The organism is Methylomarinovum tepidoasis, from assembly GCF_030294985.1.
GTDB lineage: Bacteria > Pseudomonadota > Gammaproteobacteria > Methylococcales > Methylothermaceae > Methylohalobius > Methylohalobius tepidoasis.
Map to the genome: position 1 here is coordinate 233,347 of NZ_AP024718.1, position 18,624 is coordinate 251,970.

Consider the following 18,624-nt stretch of genomic DNA (forward strand, 5'->3'; position numbering starts at 1 on the left):
GTCAGTCACGCAGCGTTTCCTTGACGGGACGGAACGAACGCCGGTGCCAGGGGGACGGCCCGAGGTTCCGCAGCGCCTGGCGATGGGCCGCGGTGGGATAGCCCTTGTGGACGGCGATACCGTAACCGGGCACCAGACGGTCGAGCAACTGCATCTCGCGGTCGCGGGCTACCTTGGCCAGAATGGAGGCGGCGGCGATTTCCGGGACGCTGGCGTCCCCGCCGATCACGGTTTCCACCGGCATGGGCAAATCGGGGGCGTGGCGGCCGTCCACCTGGACCGCGGCCGGTCGCAGCGCCAGTCCGGCCACCGCCCGCCGCATCGCCAGCAGGCTGGCCTGGAGGATGTTGAGGCGGTCGATCTCCGAAGGCTCGGCCCGGGCCACGCACCAGGCCAGCGCCCGGGTTTCGATATCGCCCGCCAGGGCCTCGCGCCTTTTGGCCGTCAGCTTCTTGGAATCGGTCAACCCTGCGACGGGCCGGGCCGGATCGAGAATCACGGCAGCGGCGAACACCGCCCCTGCCAGACAGCCGCGCCCGACTTCGTCCACTCCGGCCCGATGGTCCATCGGCGTCAGTGTTCGGCTTCGGCCGCCGCGCACATGATCTCGGCGCTGGCGACGAATTCACCGTCCACTTCGGCGCGGCAGGCGAAAGCCCAGATGTTGCGCTTGTGGCGCAGATACTCCACCTGCAGCTGCAGCTGGTCCCCGGGCACCACCGGCCGTTTGAAGCGAGCCTTGTCCAAACCGACCAGGTAATAGATGAAATTCTTGCCGGCCAGGATGTCCGGCGCGCTTTCCGAGGCCAGAAGCCCTGTAGCCTGCGCCAGCGCCTCCATGATCAGCACCCCCGGCATGATCGGCTCGCCCGGGAAATGGCCCTGGAAGAAAGGCTCGTTGTAGGAAACGTTCTTGATCGCCACCAGGCGTTTGCCCGGTTCGCATTCGATGACCCGGTCCACCAGCAGGAAAGGATAGCGGTGGGGCAGGTAGCTCATGATCTTGTGGATGTCCAAAGGCCCGGTCTCCCTCGATTGGATTATTTCATCTTCGCCAGGCGTCGCTGCACCTTGTCGGTCACGTCCACGCGGTCGCTGGCGTAGACAACCCCGTCGGTCAGCAGGAGATCGTAGCCCTCCTCCTTGGCCAGGGATTTGATGGCCTCGAACACCTGCCGTTGCAGCTTGCCCAGCTCCTCGTTGCGGCGCAGATTGAAGTCCTCGCGGAATTCCTCCTGGGCGCGCTTGAGCTCCCGCTGTTTGGAGAGGATCTCCCGCTCCAGCTTGCGGCGCTCGGCATCGCTCATCACCGCCGCGTCGCGGGACATCTTTTCCTCCAATTTCTTCAGCTCCTTCTGCATCGCCACCAAGCGCTTATCGCGCGGGGCGAATTCCTTCTCCAGACGTTTTTTGGCCGCCTCCGCCTGGGGCGCCTGCTGCAGCACCCGGGCAACGTTGACGAAGCCGATCTTGATTTCCGCCGCCTGCGCCAACGAACTGACACTGAGCAACAGGGCGGTCAGGCCGCCGATCCAGATACGTCGCATCGTTTTACTCCTCAAAGATTGAAACATTCACACATCGTCAGAATCCGGCTCCGAAAGAGAACTGGAACACCTGCTCGTCATCCTGGCTTTTGGCGTTCAAAGGCTGGGCCAGGCTCACCTCCAGAGGGCCGAAGGGTGACAGCCACTGGGCCGAAATGCCCGCGGAATAACGCAGGTCCCCCGGCTTCAGACTGTCTTTGAACACGTTACCGGCATCGAAAAACACGCCCATGCGAAACGCGGAACTGAACTCCTCGCTCAGGAACGGCACCGGAAAGAACAGCTCCGCCCCACCGACGAGCTTGACGTTGCCGCCGAAGGGATTGTTGTTGGAATCCCGCGGACCCAAGGTGTTCTGGCGGAAGCCGCGCACCGATTTTACCCCACCGGCGAAGAAGTGTTCGAAGAAAGGCAGTTCGTCGGTGCCGCCGTAACCGTCGCCGTAGGCGAAATCCCCGTGCAGGGAGAAGATCAGATCCCGGGTCCAGGGGAAGAAATACCGCCCCCGGGCACGGATTTTATAGTATTCCAGATCGACGAAGGGCAGCGAGCCCAGCAGAGACAAGGAGTGACGACCGCCACGGGTAGGAAAAACCGCTTTGTCACGGGTATCGTGCACCCAGGTCATCCCCAGCGTCATGACGCCATAGGTCTCACCATGCTGTTCTATGAAATCGAGGATCTCGTCCGAAGTGTCGCCGCTGGTCTTGAGTTCCGTACGGCTGAAATCCATGTTGGCGTTCAGCCGGTCCCATTCCGACATCGGAATGCCGCCGCTCAAACCCGCCGCCAAGGTGTTGGTGGTGTAATTGGCGATGTTGGCATTGTCGGCGTCGATACTGCGGTAACTGACGTGGAAGCCTGCACCGATGCCATCCAGGGTGAAATAGGGGTCGTAAAGATTGACCCGATAGATGGTCGACACCTGACTGTTGTTGAATTCGAAGCTGACCTGCTTGCCGGTGCCGAGGAAATTGGTCTGGGACACGCTGGCGTTGAAGATCAGCCCCTGCACCTGGGAGAAGCCGATGCCGGCGCTGAGGTTGCCGGAAGGCTGTTCGGTCACTGAGAAATTGAGGTCGATCAGATCCTCCGCCCCCGGCACCTGCGGAGTTTCGACGTTGACCTCCTTGAAGTAGCCCAGGCGCTGGATACGCTGCTTGGACTGTTCGATCTTGGTGGACTGGGCCAGGGCCGCTTCCATCTGGCGCATCTCCCGCCGCACCACCTCGTCCTGGGTGCGGGAATTGCCCTTGATGTGGATCCTGCGTACGTAGACCCGACGACCGGGGTCGACGAAGAAGGTCAGCTTGACGGTCTTTTTGGCCTCGTCGATTTCCGGCACCATGTTGACGTTGGCGAACAGGTAGCCCTCGTCCCCGAGGCGTTTGGTGATGGCGTCGATGGATTCAGTCGCCGCCTTGCGGGAAAACACCTCCCCCGGCCCCAGCTTGAGCAGTGCGGTCAGTTCGTGGGGCGGGACGATCAACTTGCCGGTCAGACGCACCGATTCGAGGCGGTAGACATCGCCTTCCCTGACGTTGATGGTGATATAGATGTCGCGCTTGTCCGGAGTGATGGCCACCTGGGTGGATTCGATCTCGAACTTGAGATAGCCACGGTCCATGTAGAAGGAGCGCAGGCGTTCCAGGTCGGCGGCCAGCTTCTGTTTGGAATACTGGTCGTTCTTGGTGTAGAAGGACAGCCAGCCGGTGGTGCCGAGCTCGAATTGGTCGAGCAAGGTGTCGTCGTCAAAGGCACGGTTGCCGACGATGTTGATGCGCTTGATCTTGGCGACCTTGCCCTCGGCGATCTTGATCAGGATCGCCACCCGGTTGTGGGTGATCGGAGTCACCTCGGTCTTGATCTTGACGCCGTACTTGCCGTGGCTGAAATACTGACGCCGGAGCTCGCTTTCGATCTTTTCCAGCAGGCGGCGGTTGAAGATCCGCCCCTCGGCCAGGCCGACGCTTTCCAGCGCCTTGGTCAAATCCTCGGTCTTGATGTCCTGGTTGCCGACGATCTTGATCGCGGCGATGGAAGGCCGCTCCACCACCTCGATCACCAGCACGTTGCCCTCGCGCGCCAGACGCACGTCCTTGAAGAAACCGGTCTTGAACAAGGCCCGGATCGCGGCGGCGGCCTTCTTCTCGTCGAGGGTCTCGCCCGGCTTGACCGGCAGGTAGTTGAAGACGGTGCCGGCCGCGACCCGCTGCAGGCCCCGGATACGGACGTCCTCCACCACGAAAGGCTCCCACGCCAGCAGGCTGCCGGCCCAAAACCAGACCAGCCAGCCGAATGTGCGCAGGCGCTTCATACCGGAAACGCGACAGGATGAGAGGTTATCGCTGGACTTCCTGTTCCAGCTGCTCGAGGCTGATGTGGCGGACATCCTTGCCCTTGACGTAGTAGATGAGGTATTCGCAGATGTTGCAACTGCGATCGCCGATGCGCTCCAGGGAGCGCGCCGACCACATGATGTCGAGGGCGATGGGGATGTTGCGGGCGTCCTCCATCATGTAGGTGATCTGTTGGCGGACGATGGTTTCGTATTCTTGGTCGACGACCTTGTCTTCCTCCACCACCTTCAGCGCCAGATCCACGTCCATGCGGGCGAAAGCGTCGAGGGCGTCGTGCAGCATGGAACGGACCTGCCGGGCCAGCTGCTCCAATTCGCCGAGCTGGTTCTTGCGCGGCTGGCGGGTACCGAGATCGAGCGCCTGCCGGGCAATGCCGCGAGCCTCGTCACCGATGCGTTCAAGATCGGCGATCATCTTGATGACCGCCAGCACGAGGCGCAGATCGCGGGCGGCAGGCTGGCGCCGCGCCAGGATCTCGGTGCATTTTTCGTCGATCTCCACCTCCATGGCGTTGACCTTGTAATCGTTGGCGATCACCTCCTCGGCCAGGGCCACGTCGTTCTCCAACAGAGACCTGACCGCGTCGGCCACCTGGGATTCCACCATACCCCCCATGACCAGAACCCGGTGGCGCAGACTTTCCAATTCCTGCTCGAACTGCTTGGAGATATGCTGGTGCACCTGTTCCCCTGCCATATGTTTTCCCTGCCCGCGGACAAATAGGCGCCCATTGTATGCTGTTCGAAGGGGATTCTCAATCGACGTTCAGGCGCCTGAGCAGCGCTTCCGCCTGCTTCCGCTCGGGGAAAGCGGGATGGCGCTCGAGCAGACGTTTCAGTTCCAGCTTCGCCTCGTGCGTGCGGCCGGCCGCGGCCAGGGCCTCGGCCCAATGCAGCCGGATGGTCGGAAGGTGTGGCGCCTTCACCGCCGCCTCTTGCAGGATCGGCAGCGCTTCGTCGACGCGCCCCTGGCGTAGATAGACCCAGCCCACCGTGTCCAGGATCTCCGGCCGATCCTGAGCGATCGTCTGCAGGCGGCGGGCGCTTTCCAGCGCTTTGGGATCTCCGCTCTGTTGATACAGCCAGGTCAGATTGTTGCGCGCCACCACGTTCTTCGGGCTGGCGGCCAGCACTTTCTCATAGGCTGCGATCGCCGCCTGCAGCCGGCCGTCGGCCTGCTCCGCCAGTGCCAAGCGCAGCCAGGCACCGGTATCGTCCGGATGTTTGGCGAGCCAGTCCTGCAGGAAGCGGCGCGCCTCATCGGCCTTACCCAGCTGGCGTTTCAGGAAGAAAAGTTGCTGCGCCGTCAGCGGCCCGGGCTGACGCTGGTGGGCTGCTTCCAGAGCTTTCAGAGCTGTTCCGTAGTCCTTTTGCGCCAAGGCCACCTGCCCGGCCCAGAAATGGCCTTCGGCCCGCTCTGGGAAGCGGGATTGCAATTCCTTGGCTGCAGCCAGCGCCTCATCGTAACGTTTCTGTTCGAGCAGCAACCGCAACCGGGCCACTACCGCCGGGATGAAATCCGGCTTGGCTTGCAGGGCCCGTTCCCAGGCGGCCAGGGCCGCCTCGGGCGCATCGTTCCTTTGTTCGGCGACCCCAAGCCAGTACAGGGCCATCGCATTGTCGGAGCGCTTCGCCACCAACCGGCGCAGGGTTGCGGCGGCGCTGGCGGGCTGCCCCGCCGCCAGCTGCCCCTGAGCGGTCAGCAACAGCGCCAGCGGATGATCGGGGTGTTTCTCCAGCACCGGCCGCAACACGCCGACCGCCTCGAGCCCCTGGTTACGAGACAGGTGATAACGGGCCAGCATCACCGCCGGCTCCGGCCGCTGCGGGGCGCTATCGTGGGCCTTCTCCAGATAATCCCGCATCGCTTCGAGATCCTTGCGGGCCTCGGCGACCTGAGCCAGCCCGATCAGAGCCGTGACGTGCTTTGGATGACGCTGGAGGATCGCCCGGTAAAAGGATTCGGCTTCGTCGAGCTCGCCCTGGGAAAGCTTCAGCCGAGCCAGATTCAACCGCGCGGTGACATAATCTGGGAAACGCGCGAGCGCCTCGCGCCACTGGCGCTCGGCCCCGGCCTTGTCCCCCTTGGCCATCAGCACCCCGGCGATCAGATTGACCGGCATCGGATTGTCGGGCATCGCCGCCGCCATCCTTTTGGCCACCGCCAGCGCCTCGTCGTAACGCTTCTGGTGCAGGCGGGTCAGAACCAACATGACGTCGGCCTGGACCAGCTCCGGCTCCAGAGAGACGGCCTGTTCCAGCTCACCCGCCGCCGCTTCCAGATCGCCGCCGCCAATCTGCCCCAGCGCCAGCTGGGTGCGGATGACAGCGATATCCGGCGCCAGTTCCGCGGCCCGCCCCAGCAGCTCGGTGGCGCGATCGAACTTGCGCTGCTGCAGGTAGGCGCTGCCCAGCAACGCCAAAAGCTGGGGATCGTCCGGATGGCGATCGAGGTAGGGTTCCAGCAGGGCGACCGCATCCTCGGGCCGGCCACGTTTCAGCTTCACCGCCCCCAGCACTTTGGCCACCGCCACCTGGTCCGGCTGCCTGGCCCGTACCGCTTCCAGGTATTCCTCCGCCGCCGCCAGTTCGTTCTGGCGGTAGGCGATCAGACCCAGCAACAGCTTACTGGGCAGGTGGGAAGATGCCTGGCTGATCACCCGGGTCAAAGCCTCCTTGGCCTGGTCCAGCCGTCCCTCCCGGAACGCCAGCAATCCCTGGAGATAATGCAGCAGGGGGGCGTTCGCGGCGATCCCGGCGGCCTTTTCCAGATCGGCGGCCGCCTCCCGGGTGCGCCCCAGGGCGATCGCCACCGCAGCCCGTCCCAGCAACGCCTGCACGTTTCCGGGCTGAGCCTCCAGTGCCTGGGTCGCGGCGGCGTGGGCGCCTTCCAGATCGCCCAGCTGACGCTTGGCTTCCATCGCGATCAGGTAGGCGGCAGACGGCGTTTTTTCACCCTGCAGCAACGGCTCGACTTCCTTCAGGGCCCGTTCCGGCTGGCCCTGCGCCAGGGCCAGCCGGGCCAGCCCCAGACGTCCTTCCGGCAACTGCGGCGCCAGCTTGAGGGCGGCGGCGAACTCCCGGCCGGCCGCCTCCAGCTCCCGGCGCTGCAAATGGGCCTCACCCCGCAGGGCGTGGAGTTTGGCCTTGAGCGCCGGCTCTCGGGCCTGGTCCGGCTGGATCCCGTCCAGCACCTTACGGGGCCGGTTCTGCAACAGATAGGCCCTGCCGAGCGGCACCAGCCAGCGTTCCGGCGCCAGACCGCCGTCACGGGCCTTCTCCAGCTCCTTCACCGCCCCGGCGGCGTCTCCCTGGCGCAGGTAGGTCTGCCCCAGCAGCAGCCGGGCCTCGGCGTCCAGGGGATTTTCCCGCAGGTGATTCTTGAGCTGAATCACCGCCGCCCGCAGTTTGCCCTGTTCCAGATAGGCTTGGGCTTCCCGCAGGTAGTTTTCCTCAGCCCAGGCGATCGCAGTGAAAAGACCGGCGGCGACAAGTAAACGGCGCATCACGAAACCTTCAAGTTGTGTCTGTCCAGCAAAGCATACAGGGTCGGGCGAGTCACATCGAGAATCTCCGCCGCTTTGGCGACCTTGCCGTCGGCGGCGCTCAGGGCCGCCGCCAGAGCCTGGCGCTCGGCTTCTTCGCGCGCCTCTTTCAGAGTCAGCAGCCGGCGGGTCGTTTCCGGCGGGCTCAGCTTGAGGTCCTCCGCCCGGATCTTCGGCCCCTGCGCCAGAGCCACGGCGGTCTTGACCCGCCCCTGGAGCTCACGCACGTTGCCGGGCCAATCGTAGGCTTCGAGGGCGGCCAGGGCGGATTCGTCGAAGTCGAGCAGATCGCGTTTCATCTCATGATTGTAACGATGAAGGAAGGCGCGGGCGAGCACGGCGATGTCCTCCCGCCGCTCCCGCAGCGGTGGGAGCTCGATGACGGATTCGTTGATGCGGAAATAGAGATCCTGGCGAAACTTTCCCTGGGCGATCAGCGCCTCCAGATCCTGGTTGGTGGCGCAGACGATGCGCACGTCCACCGGGATCGGCTTGCGCCCGCCGATGCGCTCGATGGTGCGCTCCTGCAGGAAACGCAGCAGCTTGGGCTGGAGGCTGGGGGGCATGTCGCCGATCTCGTCCAGGAACAGGGTACCACCGCCGGCCATCTCGATCTTGCCGATGGTCTGCTTGGCGGCATCGGTGAACGCGCCCTTTTCGTAGCCGAACAGCTCGGCCTCGAGCAGGGTCTCCGGAATCGCAGCGGTGTTGATGGCGATGAACGGCCCTTCCCGACGCCTGCTGAGATTGTGCAACGCCCGCGCCATAACCTCCTTGCCGGTGCCGCTCTCACCCAGCAGTAACACGCTCAGATCGGTGGCCGCCAGCCGCTCCAGCAGCCGGCAGATCTCCACCATCCTGGGACTGGCGGCGATCACGCCGTCCAGCGGGTGATTCACCTGGGACCGGGCAAGCTTGCGGTTCTCCTCCTCCAGCTCGTAGAGGCGCATCGCCCGTTCGACCACGAAGGCCAGCATGTCCGGTTCCACCGGCTTCTGGTAGAAGTCGTAGGCCCCCATGCCGATGGCGCGAACGGCGTTGTCCACCTGATCGTTGCCGGTGATGACGATGACCTTGGTGTTGGGGCTGTGGCGGAGAATGGCCTCCAGGGTGGCGAACCCCTCGCTGACGCCCCCGGGATCGGGCGGCAGACCGAGATCCAGCGTCACCACCGCCGGCGGACGCTTCTTCACCACCGCCAGGGCGGATTCCCGGTCACTGGCGGTGACCACCTTGTAGCGGTCGGCGAAATTCCATTTGAGCTGGCTCTGCAGGCCGGGATCGTCCTCGACGATCAACAAAGTGAAATCGCTCACGTAGGCACCTTCTTGTCGGAATCGATCCTGTTCGCTGACACGGCCAGGGGCAGAACGAAACGGAAACAGGTTCCCTCCCCGGGCGTGCTGCGGACCACCAGGTCCCCTCCCAGCTGGCGGGTGTACTCCCGGCTTTCGTAGGCGCCGATACCCATTCCCGTCAGCCCTTTGGTGGTTTCGAAAGGTTTGAACAGGCGCTGGCGGATGAAGGCCGCGTCCATACCCGGACCGTTGTCTTCCACTTCAATGATAGCCTGCCGTTCCTGCCTTGCCAGTCGCACTCGCACCCAACCGTGCTTTCCGGCCGCCTCCTGGGCGTTCTGGATCACGTGTTCGAACGCCGACGCCAGGCGGTCCGCATCGCCCTCGACCCACAGATCTCCACGGGCTTCGCAGACGAACCGAGGCCGGGGCAACTGCCCGGCCCGGGCCGAAACCACCTCCTCGAGCAGAGGGCGCAGGGCGATCCGTTTGGCCCGCTCGGCCTTCCCCATGCTCTTGAGCTGCTCCAGCAGTCGGCTCATCTTGCCGACGGCGTGTTCGACCGTCGTCATCGCATCGCGAACGAATTCCGGATTGCCGGCATGGCGCTCGGCATTGCGCACCACCAGGGACAGCTGGGCGATCAAATTCTTCAGATCGTGCACCACGAACGCCGACAGGCGGTTGAAACCCTCGAACTGGCGCGCCTCCAGCAACCGGGCGGCGGTTTCCTCCAGGGCCAGGAAGCCGGCGGCCTGGCGGCCGGCGGTCTTGAGCACGTCGATCACTTCCCAGTTGCAGTCCAGGGGGATCAGCGGACGCAGCAACAGCACCACCCCCCACAGTTCGTGGCCATGGAACAGCGGCACCAGTAGCCAGGCGTCGCGACAGTCCGCCAGCCACGGCGGCCGGGACAGTCCTTCATAGAGTTCGGGAAACCGCTGCAGCTCGTCCAGATCGACGACCCATTCCCGCCGTTTCATGAAGGCGATGACAGGATCATCCGCCTCGATCCACGGGATCTCCACCCCGGAACCGCCCCGGTCGGCCCGTTGCAGGTAATGCCCGCTGTCGCTGCGGACCCACAGCGTTCCTCCCGGGCTTTCCACCAATTCCGCCAGCGCCCGAATGACTCGCTCTCCCAGCGGCATGCCGTCGTCGCCCTGGGATAGGGCGGCGGTGATCCGTAGCCATTCCTTGCGATAATCGTAACGGTAATTGAAGAAATGCTTGTTTAGGAAGATCCGCAGCCGTGCCCGCAGCTGGCCGGAGAACAGCAGCACCGCCAGCAGCACCAGGGCCGCGACCAGGAACACCGCCTGCAGCACCCGCCCCCATTCCCCGCCGTAGAGGCGCACGTAGTAGCCGGCGGCCGCCATCGTCAGTAGATACAGGCCGGCCCCGAACAGGGCGGTGGAATGAAAGACCACGTCGCGAGAAACGAAGGCGTCGATCGACCAGTCCGGATTGCGCACCGCCGACACCGCCAGCAGCGGCACCAGTAGGGCACTAATCAATCCGCGCGCCTGCCACAGTTCGGCATTGATGCGCTTGAACAGGAGGGCATCGGCATACAGATAGAATTCGTAGGCGAACAGGGTCCCCAGCGCCAAGCACAGGAACTTGACCGCCCAGCGCCGCTCCGGATGGAGGTTGCGGTACAACTGTTCCAGCAGCACCAGCCCGGTCAACGCCAGCAGCAGCTGGCCCATCAACGGCCATTCCGTCACCTGCCAGGCCCCCAGGAAACCGTCGACCCAGGGGGCGCTCCAGTGATAGGCCAGCAGCGCCCCCCCCAGGGCGTAACTGGCGAAACGCCAGCGGCGCAGCCGGCCGCCGTCGGGGAGAATCTGCCACAGAAACGCCAGCCACAGCAGCAGGTGTGCGGTTTCCAGCGACCATAGCCAGACAAGGGGTACGCTGTGATAGGCCAGCTGCCAGGCGTTCACCGCCGCCCACAGGGCCGTGCCGGCGATGGCCAGCAGCAACAGACCGCCGCGCCGCCGGCCGCGCCACCCGGCCGCCAGCGTCAACCCCAACACCAGATAGGCGGCGGCCCCGATGCCATAGCTGATCGCACCGACCCAGCCGTTCACCTCAGCGCGCCCCCTTGCCCCACAGCACCACCTCCACGGTTCGCAGCAGGATCAGAAAATCGAGGAACAGACTGTAGTTCTTGACGTAATACAGATCGTACTGGAGCTTTTCCAGGGTGTCCGCCTCGTTCTCCGCGTAAGGGTAGCAGACCTGGGCCCAGCCGGTGATGCCGGGCCTGACCCGGTGGCGTTCGGAGTAATAGGGGATGGTCTCGGCGAAGCGCTCGACGAACTCGGGCCGTTCCGGGCGTGGCCCCACGAAGCTCATGTCGCCCCGGAAGACGTTCCACAGCTGTGGCAACTCGTCGATCCGGGTCTTGCGGATGAAGCGCCCCACCCGGGTCACCCGGTCGTCGTTGGCCTTGGCCATTCTGACACCGTCCTTCTCCGCATCCGGGCGCATGCTGCGGAACTTGAGCACCTGGAACAGGCGCCAGTCCTCGCCCACGCGGGTCTGACGATAGAAGACCGGATGCCTGCCGCGGCTCTCGATCTTGATCGCCGCCGCGGTCGCCAGCATCACCGGCCAGGCGACCGCCAGCAACGCCAGGCTGGCGCCGATGTCGAACAGGCGCTTGACGAGCATGCCGCTTTTCATCCGGAAACCGTCGGAGAACACCAACCAGCTGGGATGCAGGCAGTCGATCTTGACGATGCCGGCCTCGCGCTCGAAGAAGGTCAGCAGATCGACGACGTCGAAGCCGCTCATCTTGCAGTCGAGGATCTCGTCCACGGGAAAGCCCCGGCGGCGGTCGTCCGGCGCTACGACGATCTCGTCGATGTCCTCCCGGGCGGCAAATTCCCGCAGCGGCACGTCTAGGCTCACCAGACATTCCGCAGGCACCCGGCAATCCTCCTGCCCCATGCGCACGAAGCCGGCGAAGGTCAGATTGCCGTATGGCAGGCGGCGCCGGAAGTCCAGAATCTTCCTAGCTTTGTCCCCGGCACCCAGGACCAGGATGCGGCGGCGCAGGCGCCGGTTGTCGACCAGACGGTAAAACAAATAGCGCAGCAGCAACGTGGTGGTGAAGGAAACCAGCAAGGCGAAACCGAACACGCCACGGCCGACGAACAACTCGGGGAAAGCGTAAAACACCAGGCTCATCGCCACCGCCGCCAGGAAGATACTGACCCCCAGCCGTAGCACCAGATTGGCGGCGTTCCACTGGGCGGCGCGCTGGTACAACCCGGCCCCCACGTTGCAGACCAACATCGTGGCGGCGAAGAGGAAGGCCACCAGCAGCCAGTCGTCCTCCGGGCGCCAATCGCTGCTACGGAGGAAACGCAGGCTGCCTCCGATGTAGATGGCCCCCAGGTACAACAGGAATTCCACCACCATCAGGCCGAGATAGGCGGTGGAAACGTAATGACGAAAGATGCGTATGGTCGGCATGATGATTGGTTCTTGTCCAGAAAGGTCGCGTGGTGCAGCGGCAGGTAAAGGACTTTTATGCTAACAAAAAACTTAAGCGTAACGGCGAAGAGGCTCAGACCTCATCGTAACCTCGGGACCGCAGCCCCCAGCTGAACAATGACAGCATCTTACTGTCGGTGCGCCGCAGGCGGGCAGCCAGCACCTCGGCCAGATGGCGATAAAAGCGCGCACCTGCTTCCGGGTGGCTTTCCAGATAGGTCAGCAGCACCGCCGCATCGATTTCCGCCACCTCACCGTCGCTCAAGGCGACGACGTCGGCTCCATGGGCCTGACCGTCGATCAAGGCCAGCTCCCCCACCACGTCCCCCACATTCAGAACCTGAAAACCGATGCGCACGACCCGGTCTCCCAGGCTCAGGGAGCCGGTCACCTGCAGCTGTCCCGCCACCACCACGAAGACTTTCCCGCAACGCTCCCCTTCCCTTACAATGACGTCATTGATTCGGAAGACGCGCCGGCGCCAGTGGCGTCCCTCCTGCAGCTCCCCCTGGCGGATCAAGCTTTCCAGCATGGCCATGTCCCGATACAACGAATTTCCGACTACCCTTAAATCATAGCCGCAAACCACCCAGCTCACACGATAGAGGAGGAAACATGCTTTCACTGGACAGGGTCCACATCGGCGTCGTCGGCCTGGGATACGTCGGCCTGCCGTTGGCGGTGGAGTTCGGCCGCCGTTATCCGACCACCGGCTTCGACATCAACCGTGATCGCATCGAGGAACTGCGCCGGGGCATCGACCGCTCCCTGGAAGTGGAGTCGGAAGAACTGCAGCGCGCCGAGCGGCTGCGCTACACCTCCGACCCGGACGACCTGGCCTCCTGCAACGTCTACGTGGTCACCGTCCCCACCCCCATCGACCGCCACAAGCGCCCCGACCTGACCCCGCTGGTCTCGGCCAGCGAAACCGTCGGCCGGGTCCTGGCGCCGGGGGACGTGGTCATCTACGAATCCACCGTCTATCCCGGCGCCACCGAGGAGGTCTGCGTCCCGGTGCTGGAACGGGAATCCGGACTCAGATTCAACCAGGACTTCTTCGCCGGCTACAGCCCCGAGCGCATCAATCCCGGCGACAAGGAACACCGGGTCACCAACATCGTCAAGGTGACCGCTGGCTCGACCCCGGAAGCGGCGGAATTCATCGACCGGCTCTACCGCAGCGTGATCACCGCCGGCACCCACAAGGCCAGCAGCATCAAGGTGGCGGAAGCGGCCAAGGTGATCGAGAACACCCAGCGCGACGTCAACATCGCCCTCATCAACGAGCTGGCGGTGCTGTTCAACAAACTGGGACTGGACACCCTGGAAGTGCTGGAGGCCGCCGGCAGCAAGTGGAATTTTCTGCCTTTCCGGCCGGGACTGGTGGGCGGCCACTGCATCGGCGTCGACCCCTACTACCTGACCCACAAGGCTCAGGAGATCGGCCACCACCCGGAAATCATCCTCGCCGGCCGCCGCATCAACGACTCGATGGGCGAATACGTGGTCGCGCGGGTGGTCAAGCTCATGAACCAGCGCCGCATCCACGTCTGCCAGGCGGACGTGCTGATCCTCGGGGTCACCTTCAAGGAGAACTGCCCCGACATCCGCAACACCCGGGTCATCGACATGGTGCGGGAGCTGGAAACCTACAACGCACGGGTGGCGGTCCACGATCCCTGGGCCCACGCCGACGAGGCCCGGGCGGAACTGGGTATCGAGCTGATCGAACGCCCCGAACCCGGCCGTTACGACGCCATCATCCTCGCCACCGGCCACGACCAGTTCCGGGAAATGGGCGCCGCGGCCATCCGCGCCTTCGGCAAGCCGAACGCGGTGCTGTTCGACGTCAAGGGCATCCTTCCCAAGGATCAGGTGGACGGGCGGCTATGAAGATACTGGTCACCGGCACCGCCGGCTTCATCGGCTCCTTCGTTGCCCACCGCCTGCTCGACCGCGGCGACGAAGTGGTCGGCTTCGACAACGTCAACGACTATTACGACGTCCGCCTCAAGGAGGACCGCCTCGCCCGCCTCAAGGCCCGGGCGGGCTTTACCGAGGTCCGCGCCGATCTGGAGGACCGCCAGGCCGTCGCGGCCGCCTTCCGGAAACACCGGCCACAGCGGGTGGTGCATCTGGCGGCCCAGGCGGGTGTGCGCTATTCCCTGGAGAATCCCCACGCCTACATCGACGCCAATCTGGTGGGATTCTGCAACATCCTCGAGTCCTGCCGCCACGGCGAGGTCGAACACCTGGTCTACGCCTCGTCCAGCTCGGTCTACGGCGCCAACACCGAAATGCCGTTCTCGGTCCACCACAACGTGGACCATCCGGTGAGCCTCTACGCCGCCACCAAGAAGGCCAACGAGCTGATGGCCCACACCTACAGCCATCTGTACGGCCTGCCGACCACCGGCCTGCGATTCTTCACCGTCTACGGCCCCTGGGGGCGGCCGGACATGGCCCTGTTCAAGTTCACCCGCAACATCCTCGAAGGCCGCCCCATCGACGTCTACAACCACGGCCACCACCGGCGGGATTTCACCTACATCGACGACATCGTCGAGGGCGTGGTCCGCACCCTCGATCATGTGGCCGAACCCGATCCGGACTGGTCCGGCGACCGCCCCGATCCGGGCACCAGCCGCGCCCCTTACCGGATCTACAACATCGGCTGCCACAATCCGGTGGAACTGATGCGCTTCATCGAGGTCCTCGAAGACGCCTTGGGCAAAAAGGCGCAGAAGAACTTCCTGCCGATACAGAAGGGTGACGTACCCGCTACCTACGCCGACGTCAGCGATCTGATGCGGGACGTGGGCTACGCCCCTTCGGTGACCATCGAGGAAGGCATTCCCCGGTTCGTGGCCTGGTATCTGGAGTACTACGGCAACCGATGAGTGAGGTTCCCCTGCTGGGACTGGCCGCCTTCAGCGGCACCGGCAAGACCACCCTGCTGACCCGCCTGATCCCCTTGCTGAAGGCCGAGGGACTTAAGGTCGGGCTGATCAAGCACGCCCACCACGCCTTCGACATCGACCACCCCGGCAAGGACAGCTACGAGCTGCGCCGGGCCGGGGCCACGCCGGTGATGGTGGTCTCCCGGCGGCGGCGGGCGATCGTGTACGACTATCCCGACGAGGGCGAGGTGGATCTGTTCTCCCAGCTGGCCTATCTGGATGCCGCCGGCCTCGACCTGATCCTGGTGGAAGGCTTCAAGCGCGCCCCCATCCCCAAGATCGAGCTGCACCGCCCGATCTTAGGAAAACCGCTGCTGTTTCCCGAAGATCCCCATGTCATCGCGGTCGCCAGCGATGCACCCCTGCCCTGTCCCTGTCCGCTGCCGCAACTCGATCTCAACCGGCCACCGCAGATCGCCGCCTTCATCCGCCATGACTTCCTCCGCTGATCCCTGCCGCTCCCCCGGGCTGGTGCCTCTGGCGCAGGCTTTGGAGCAGATATTGAGCGGCATCGCGCCCTTGCCGGGCGACGAATGGGTCCCCGTGCACGATGCCGGCGGCCGCATCCTGGCCTGTGACCTGCAGGCCCCGATGCCGCTGCCCGCCTTCACCAATGCGGCGATGGACGGTTACGCCGTCAGGGCACAGGACCGCGGCCGGCTGAAGGTCATCGGCACCGCCTGGGCGGGCAAAGCGTTTCCGGGCCGGGTCGAGGCGGGCACCTGCGTGCGCATCTTCACCGGCGCCCCCCTGCCGGAAGGGGCCGACGCCGTGGTCATGCAGGAGCAGGTCGCGCGGGAAGGGGATACCGTCATCCTCAGCGCCCCGGTGCGCCCGGGGGAGAACGTACGCCACGCCGGCGAGGACCTCGAACGCGGCGCGGTGCTGCTCTCCAAAGGCAAGCGGCTGCAGGCCGCCGACCTGGGGCTGCTGGCCGCCGCCGGGGTGAGCCAGGTACCGGTGTGCCTGCGGCCCCGGGTCGGCTTCTTTTCCAGCGGCGACGAACTGCGCCCGCTGACCGAAACCCTGCAGCCGGGGCAGATCTACGACAGCAACCGTTACACCCTCGAGGGACTGCTGCGGGAACTGCCCGTCGTCGCCTGCGATCTCGGCGCCCAGCCGGACGATCTCGAACGCCTGGGCGCCTGCCTGCGCCTGGCCGCAGAACACACCGACGTCCTCATCAGCACGGGCGGTGCTTCCGTAGGCGAGGCGGACCTGCTACGGCAGGCCCTGATCCAGGCCGGGGGGGAAATCCACCTCTGGCGCCTGGCCCTCAAACCCGGCAAGCCTTTGATCTTCGGACGAGTGGGCAGGACCTGGTATTTCGGCCTGCCGGGCAATCCGGTGTCGGTACACGTGACCTTCCGCCAGCTCGTCCGCCCGGCCCTGTGGCGCCTGGCCGGCGGCCGGCCGTACCGTACCCTGCGCCTGCAGGTTCCCTGCACCCACCCTCTGAAGAAAGATCCCGGCCGCCTGGAGTTCCAGCGGGGACGGCTGCACTACGGTGACGACGGAAAGCTGGCGGTCACCGCCCTGAGCCGCCAGGGCTCGCACCAACTCGCCGCCCTCAGCCGTGCCAACTGCTACATCGTCCTGCCGGCCGACAGCCGCGGGGTGAACGCCGGGGAGACCGTCACCGTGGAACCGTTCACCACCGATCTGGTCGATGACTGACGGGCTTTTCGTCACCGGCACGGACACCGGCGTCGGCAAGACCTGGGTGGCCTGCCGCCTGTTGCGCCACGTGGTGGGGCGCGGCGTGGCGGTGCAGGTCCGCAAACCGGTGGAAAGCGGCTGCCGCCAGGGGGATGCCGGCCTGGTTCCCGCCGACGCCCTGGCCCTGCAGCGCGCCGCAGGCAGCGACGAACCGCTGGCGGCCATCTGCCCTTACCGCTATGCCGCCGCCGCCTCGCCGCCACGGGCGGCGGCTTTGGCGGGAAAGACTTTGTGTCTGCAGGAACTAATAGCCGCCTGCCGCCCGCACAAGGGGCGCTGGCGCCTGGTGGAAGGTGCCGGCGGCTTCTGTTCCCCCATCGCCGCCGACGGCCTCAACGCCGATCTGGCCGCCGCCCTGGGGCTGGCGGTGCTGGTGGTCGCCCCCGACCGCCTGGGAGCCATCAATCAGGTGTTGCTGACGCTGGAAGCCATCGAACGCCACGGCCTGACGGCAGCCGCCGTCTTCCTCAACGCCATCGAGCCCCCGCCTCCGCAGCTGAACAACGCTGCCGAACTGCGGCAGTGGACCTGTGTGCCGGTCGTCGGCCAGATCCCGGCGCTGGCGGATCTCGTCGTCAGCCGCTAAAGCCGATCAGGGGAAAAAGGGGGCGGGTCATGGGTTTTCGGGGCGTACCCGGCCTGGATGGGCGGGTTTCGAGCGTCCAGGGATGGATTCACAGCGCCTCGGGCTTGGGTTCGCGCAACAGCAGATTGCGCACCGCGGTCTGGGGCGCCACGCCCTCATAGAGCAAGGCATGGACCTGTTCCACGATCGGCATCTCCACCCCATGGTGGCGGGCCAGGTCCCGGATTAGCCGGGCGGTGCCGATGCCTTCGATCTCCTGGCCGATTTCCGCCTTCACGGTTTCGATATCGTGCCCCTGCCCCAGCCCCAGACCGAGACGGCGGTTGCGCGACTGGTCGTCGGTGCAGGTCAGAATCAGATCCCCGACGCCGGCAAGCCCCATCAGGGTCTTGGGCTTGGCCCCCAGGACGTCGCCCAGACGCATCATCTCCGCCAGCCCCCGGGTGACCAGGGCCGCCCGGGCATTGGCGCCGAACCCCATACCGTCGGACACCCCGGCAGCGATCGCCAGGACGTTCTTGACCGCCCCGCCGAGCTGGACGCCCAGCAGATCGTCGTTGGTATAAACCCGGAAGAAAGGATTGCGCAGCAGCGCCGCCACCGCCTCGGCGAAGGCCATGTCCGGGGAGGCGGCGGTGATTGCCGTCGGCAGCCCCTTCATGACCTCGATCGCAAAGGTGGGCCCCGACAGGGCGGCCAGGGAAGCCTCGGGGCCGAAACAGTCACGGGCCACCTGGTGCAGAAAACGGCCGCTGTGCGGGTCCAGGCCCTTGGTTCCCCAGACCAGCCGGTAAGGCGGCTGCAGGCAGGAGCGCAGCTTGGCCAAACAGGCGGCGAAAGCGTGGCTCGGCACCGCCAGCAGCATCAGCTCGCGCCCCGCTGCGGCACGCGCCAGATCCGCCTCACAAACGATGGCGTCGGAAAGCGGCAGGCCGGGCAGATAGCGGTCGTTGCGGCGGGTTTCGGCGATCGCTTCGATGCGCTCGGCGCTGCGGTCCCACAGACTGACGGAAAAGCCGTTGCAGGCGATCAGATGGGCCAGTGCGGTTCCCCAGGAACCGGCCCCGAGCACACAGACCGAGGAGATCGCCATCAGAGCG

At 65.2% G+C, this 18,624-nt stretch carries 16 protein-coding genes; 5 read left to right on the plus strand and 11 right to left on the minus strand.

The window, feature by feature from the left end:
* Position 1: 1 nt before the first annotated feature.
* The 10 genes from rnhB to MIN45_RS01220 form a co-directional block, all read right to left on the minus strand.
* Positions 2-568 (minus strand): ribonuclease HII, encoded by a 567-nt coding sequence (rnhB, locus tag MIN45_RS01175; protein ID WP_286292833.1) that lies wholly within the window; start codon positions 566-568, stop codon positions 2-4.
* A 5-nt stretch (positions 569-573) separates the two neighbouring features.
* Positions 574-1,017 (minus strand): 3-hydroxyacyl-ACP dehydratase FabZ, encoded by a 444-nt coding sequence (gene fabZ / locus MIN45_RS01180; protein WP_286292834.1) that lies wholly within the window; start codon positions 1,015-1,017, stop codon positions 574-576.
* Between the two features lie 23 nt (positions 1,018-1,040).
* On the minus strand, positions 1,041-1,547 hold the full coding sequence (locus MIN45_RS01185) for an OmpH/Skp family outer membrane protein (protein ID WP_286292835.1): 507 nt from the start codon (positions 1,545-1,547) through the stop codon (positions 1,041-1,043).
* Positions 1,548-1,584: 37 nt separating this feature from the next.
* Positions 1,585-3,864, minus strand: a complete 2,280-nt coding sequence (gene bamA, locus MIN45_RS01190) for an outer membrane protein assembly factor BamA (protein WP_286292836.1) — start codon at positions 3,862-3,864, stop codon at positions 1,585-1,587.
* Between the two features lie 25 nt (positions 3,865-3,889).
* Positions 3,890-4,603 (minus strand): phosphate signaling complex protein PhoU, encoded by a 714-nt coding sequence (phoU, locus tag MIN45_RS01195; protein ID WP_286292837.1) that lies wholly within the window; start codon positions 4,601-4,603, stop codon positions 3,890-3,892.
* A 58-nt stretch (positions 4,604-4,661) separates the two neighbouring features.
* Positions 4,662-7,412, minus strand: coding sequence for an XrtA/PEP-CTERM system TPR-repeat protein PrsT (gene prsT, locus MIN45_RS01200; protein WP_286292839.1), 2,751 nt, complete (start codon positions 7,410-7,412; stop codon positions 4,662-4,664).
* A complete protein-coding gene (gene prsR, locus MIN45_RS01205) occupies positions 7,412-8,767 on the minus strand; it encodes a PEP-CTERM-box response regulator transcription factor (RefSeq protein ID WP_286292840.1) in 1,356 nt (451 codons plus the stop codon). The genes prsT and prsR overlap by 1 nt, the downstream gene beginning before the upstream one ends.
* Positions 8,764-10,845, minus strand: coding sequence for an XrtA/PEP-CTERM system histidine kinase PrsK (gene prsK / locus MIN45_RS01210; protein ID WP_286292841.1), 2,082 nt, complete (start codon positions 10,843-10,845; stop codon positions 8,764-8,766). Before prsK ends, prsR begins: the two co-directional genes overlap by 4 nt.
* Position 10,846: 1 nt before the next feature.
* Entirely contained in the window at positions 10,847-12,238 is a 1,392-nt protein-coding gene (locus MIN45_RS01215; protein WP_286292842.1) for a TIGR03013 family XrtA/PEP-CTERM system glycosyltransferase, read from the minus strand.
* Positions 12,239-12,332: 94 nt separating this feature from the next.
* Positions 12,333-12,791 carry a Crp/Fnr family transcriptional regulator gene (locus MIN45_RS01220; protein ID WP_286292843.1) on the minus strand — a complete coding sequence of 153 codons (459 nt, stop codon included), beginning with the start codon at positions 12,789-12,791 and terminating at the stop codon, positions 12,333-12,335.
* Positions 12,792-12,874: 83 nt separating this feature from the next.
* On the opposite strand from MIN45_RS01220, the gene tviB reads away from it, so the two are divergent.
* From tviB to bioD, 5 genes are read left to right on the plus strand one after another with little or no spacing between them, the layout of a single operon-like run.
* Complete coding sequence (gene tviB, locus MIN45_RS01225) at positions 12,875-14,152, plus strand: Vi polysaccharide biosynthesis UDP-N-acetylglucosamine C-6 dehydrogenase TviB (protein ID WP_286292845.1); 1,278 nt, start codon at positions 12,875-12,877, stop codon at positions 14,150-14,152.
* Positions 14,149-15,159 (plus strand): NAD-dependent epimerase, encoded by a 1,011-nt coding sequence (locus MIN45_RS01230; RefSeq protein ID WP_286292846.1) that lies wholly within the window; start codon positions 14,149-14,151, stop codon positions 15,157-15,159. The genes tviB and MIN45_RS01230 overlap by 4 nt, the downstream gene beginning before the upstream one ends.
* Complete coding sequence (mobB, locus tag MIN45_RS01235) at positions 15,156-15,668, plus strand: molybdopterin-guanine dinucleotide biosynthesis protein B (protein WP_286292847.1); 513 nt, start codon at positions 15,156-15,158, stop codon at positions 15,666-15,668. The genes MIN45_RS01230 and mobB overlap by 4 nt, the downstream gene beginning before the upstream one ends.
* The gene (moeA, locus tag MIN45_RS01240) at positions 15,652-16,896 is read left to right on the plus strand and encodes a molybdopterin molybdotransferase MoeA (RefSeq protein WP_286292848.1); all 1,245 of its coding nucleotides are present in this window, start codon (positions 15,652-15,654) and stop codon (positions 16,894-16,896) included. Before mobB ends, moeA begins: the two co-directional genes overlap by 17 nt.
* The gene (gene bioD, locus MIN45_RS01245) at positions 16,889-17,524 is read left to right on the plus strand and encodes a dethiobiotin synthase (RefSeq protein WP_286292849.1); all 636 of its coding nucleotides are present in this window, start codon (positions 16,889-16,891) and stop codon (positions 17,522-17,524) included. The genes moeA and bioD overlap by 8 nt, the downstream gene beginning before the upstream one ends.
* A gap of 88 nt (positions 17,525-17,612) precedes the next feature.
* Here the strand turns inward: bioD and MIN45_RS01250 are convergent, their stop codons facing one another.
* Positions 17,613-18,617 (minus strand): NAD(P)H-dependent glycerol-3-phosphate dehydrogenase, encoded by a 1,005-nt coding sequence (locus MIN45_RS01250; protein WP_286292850.1) that lies wholly within the window; start codon positions 18,615-18,617, stop codon positions 17,613-17,615.
* Between the last annotated feature and the right edge of the window lie 7 nt (positions 18,618-18,624).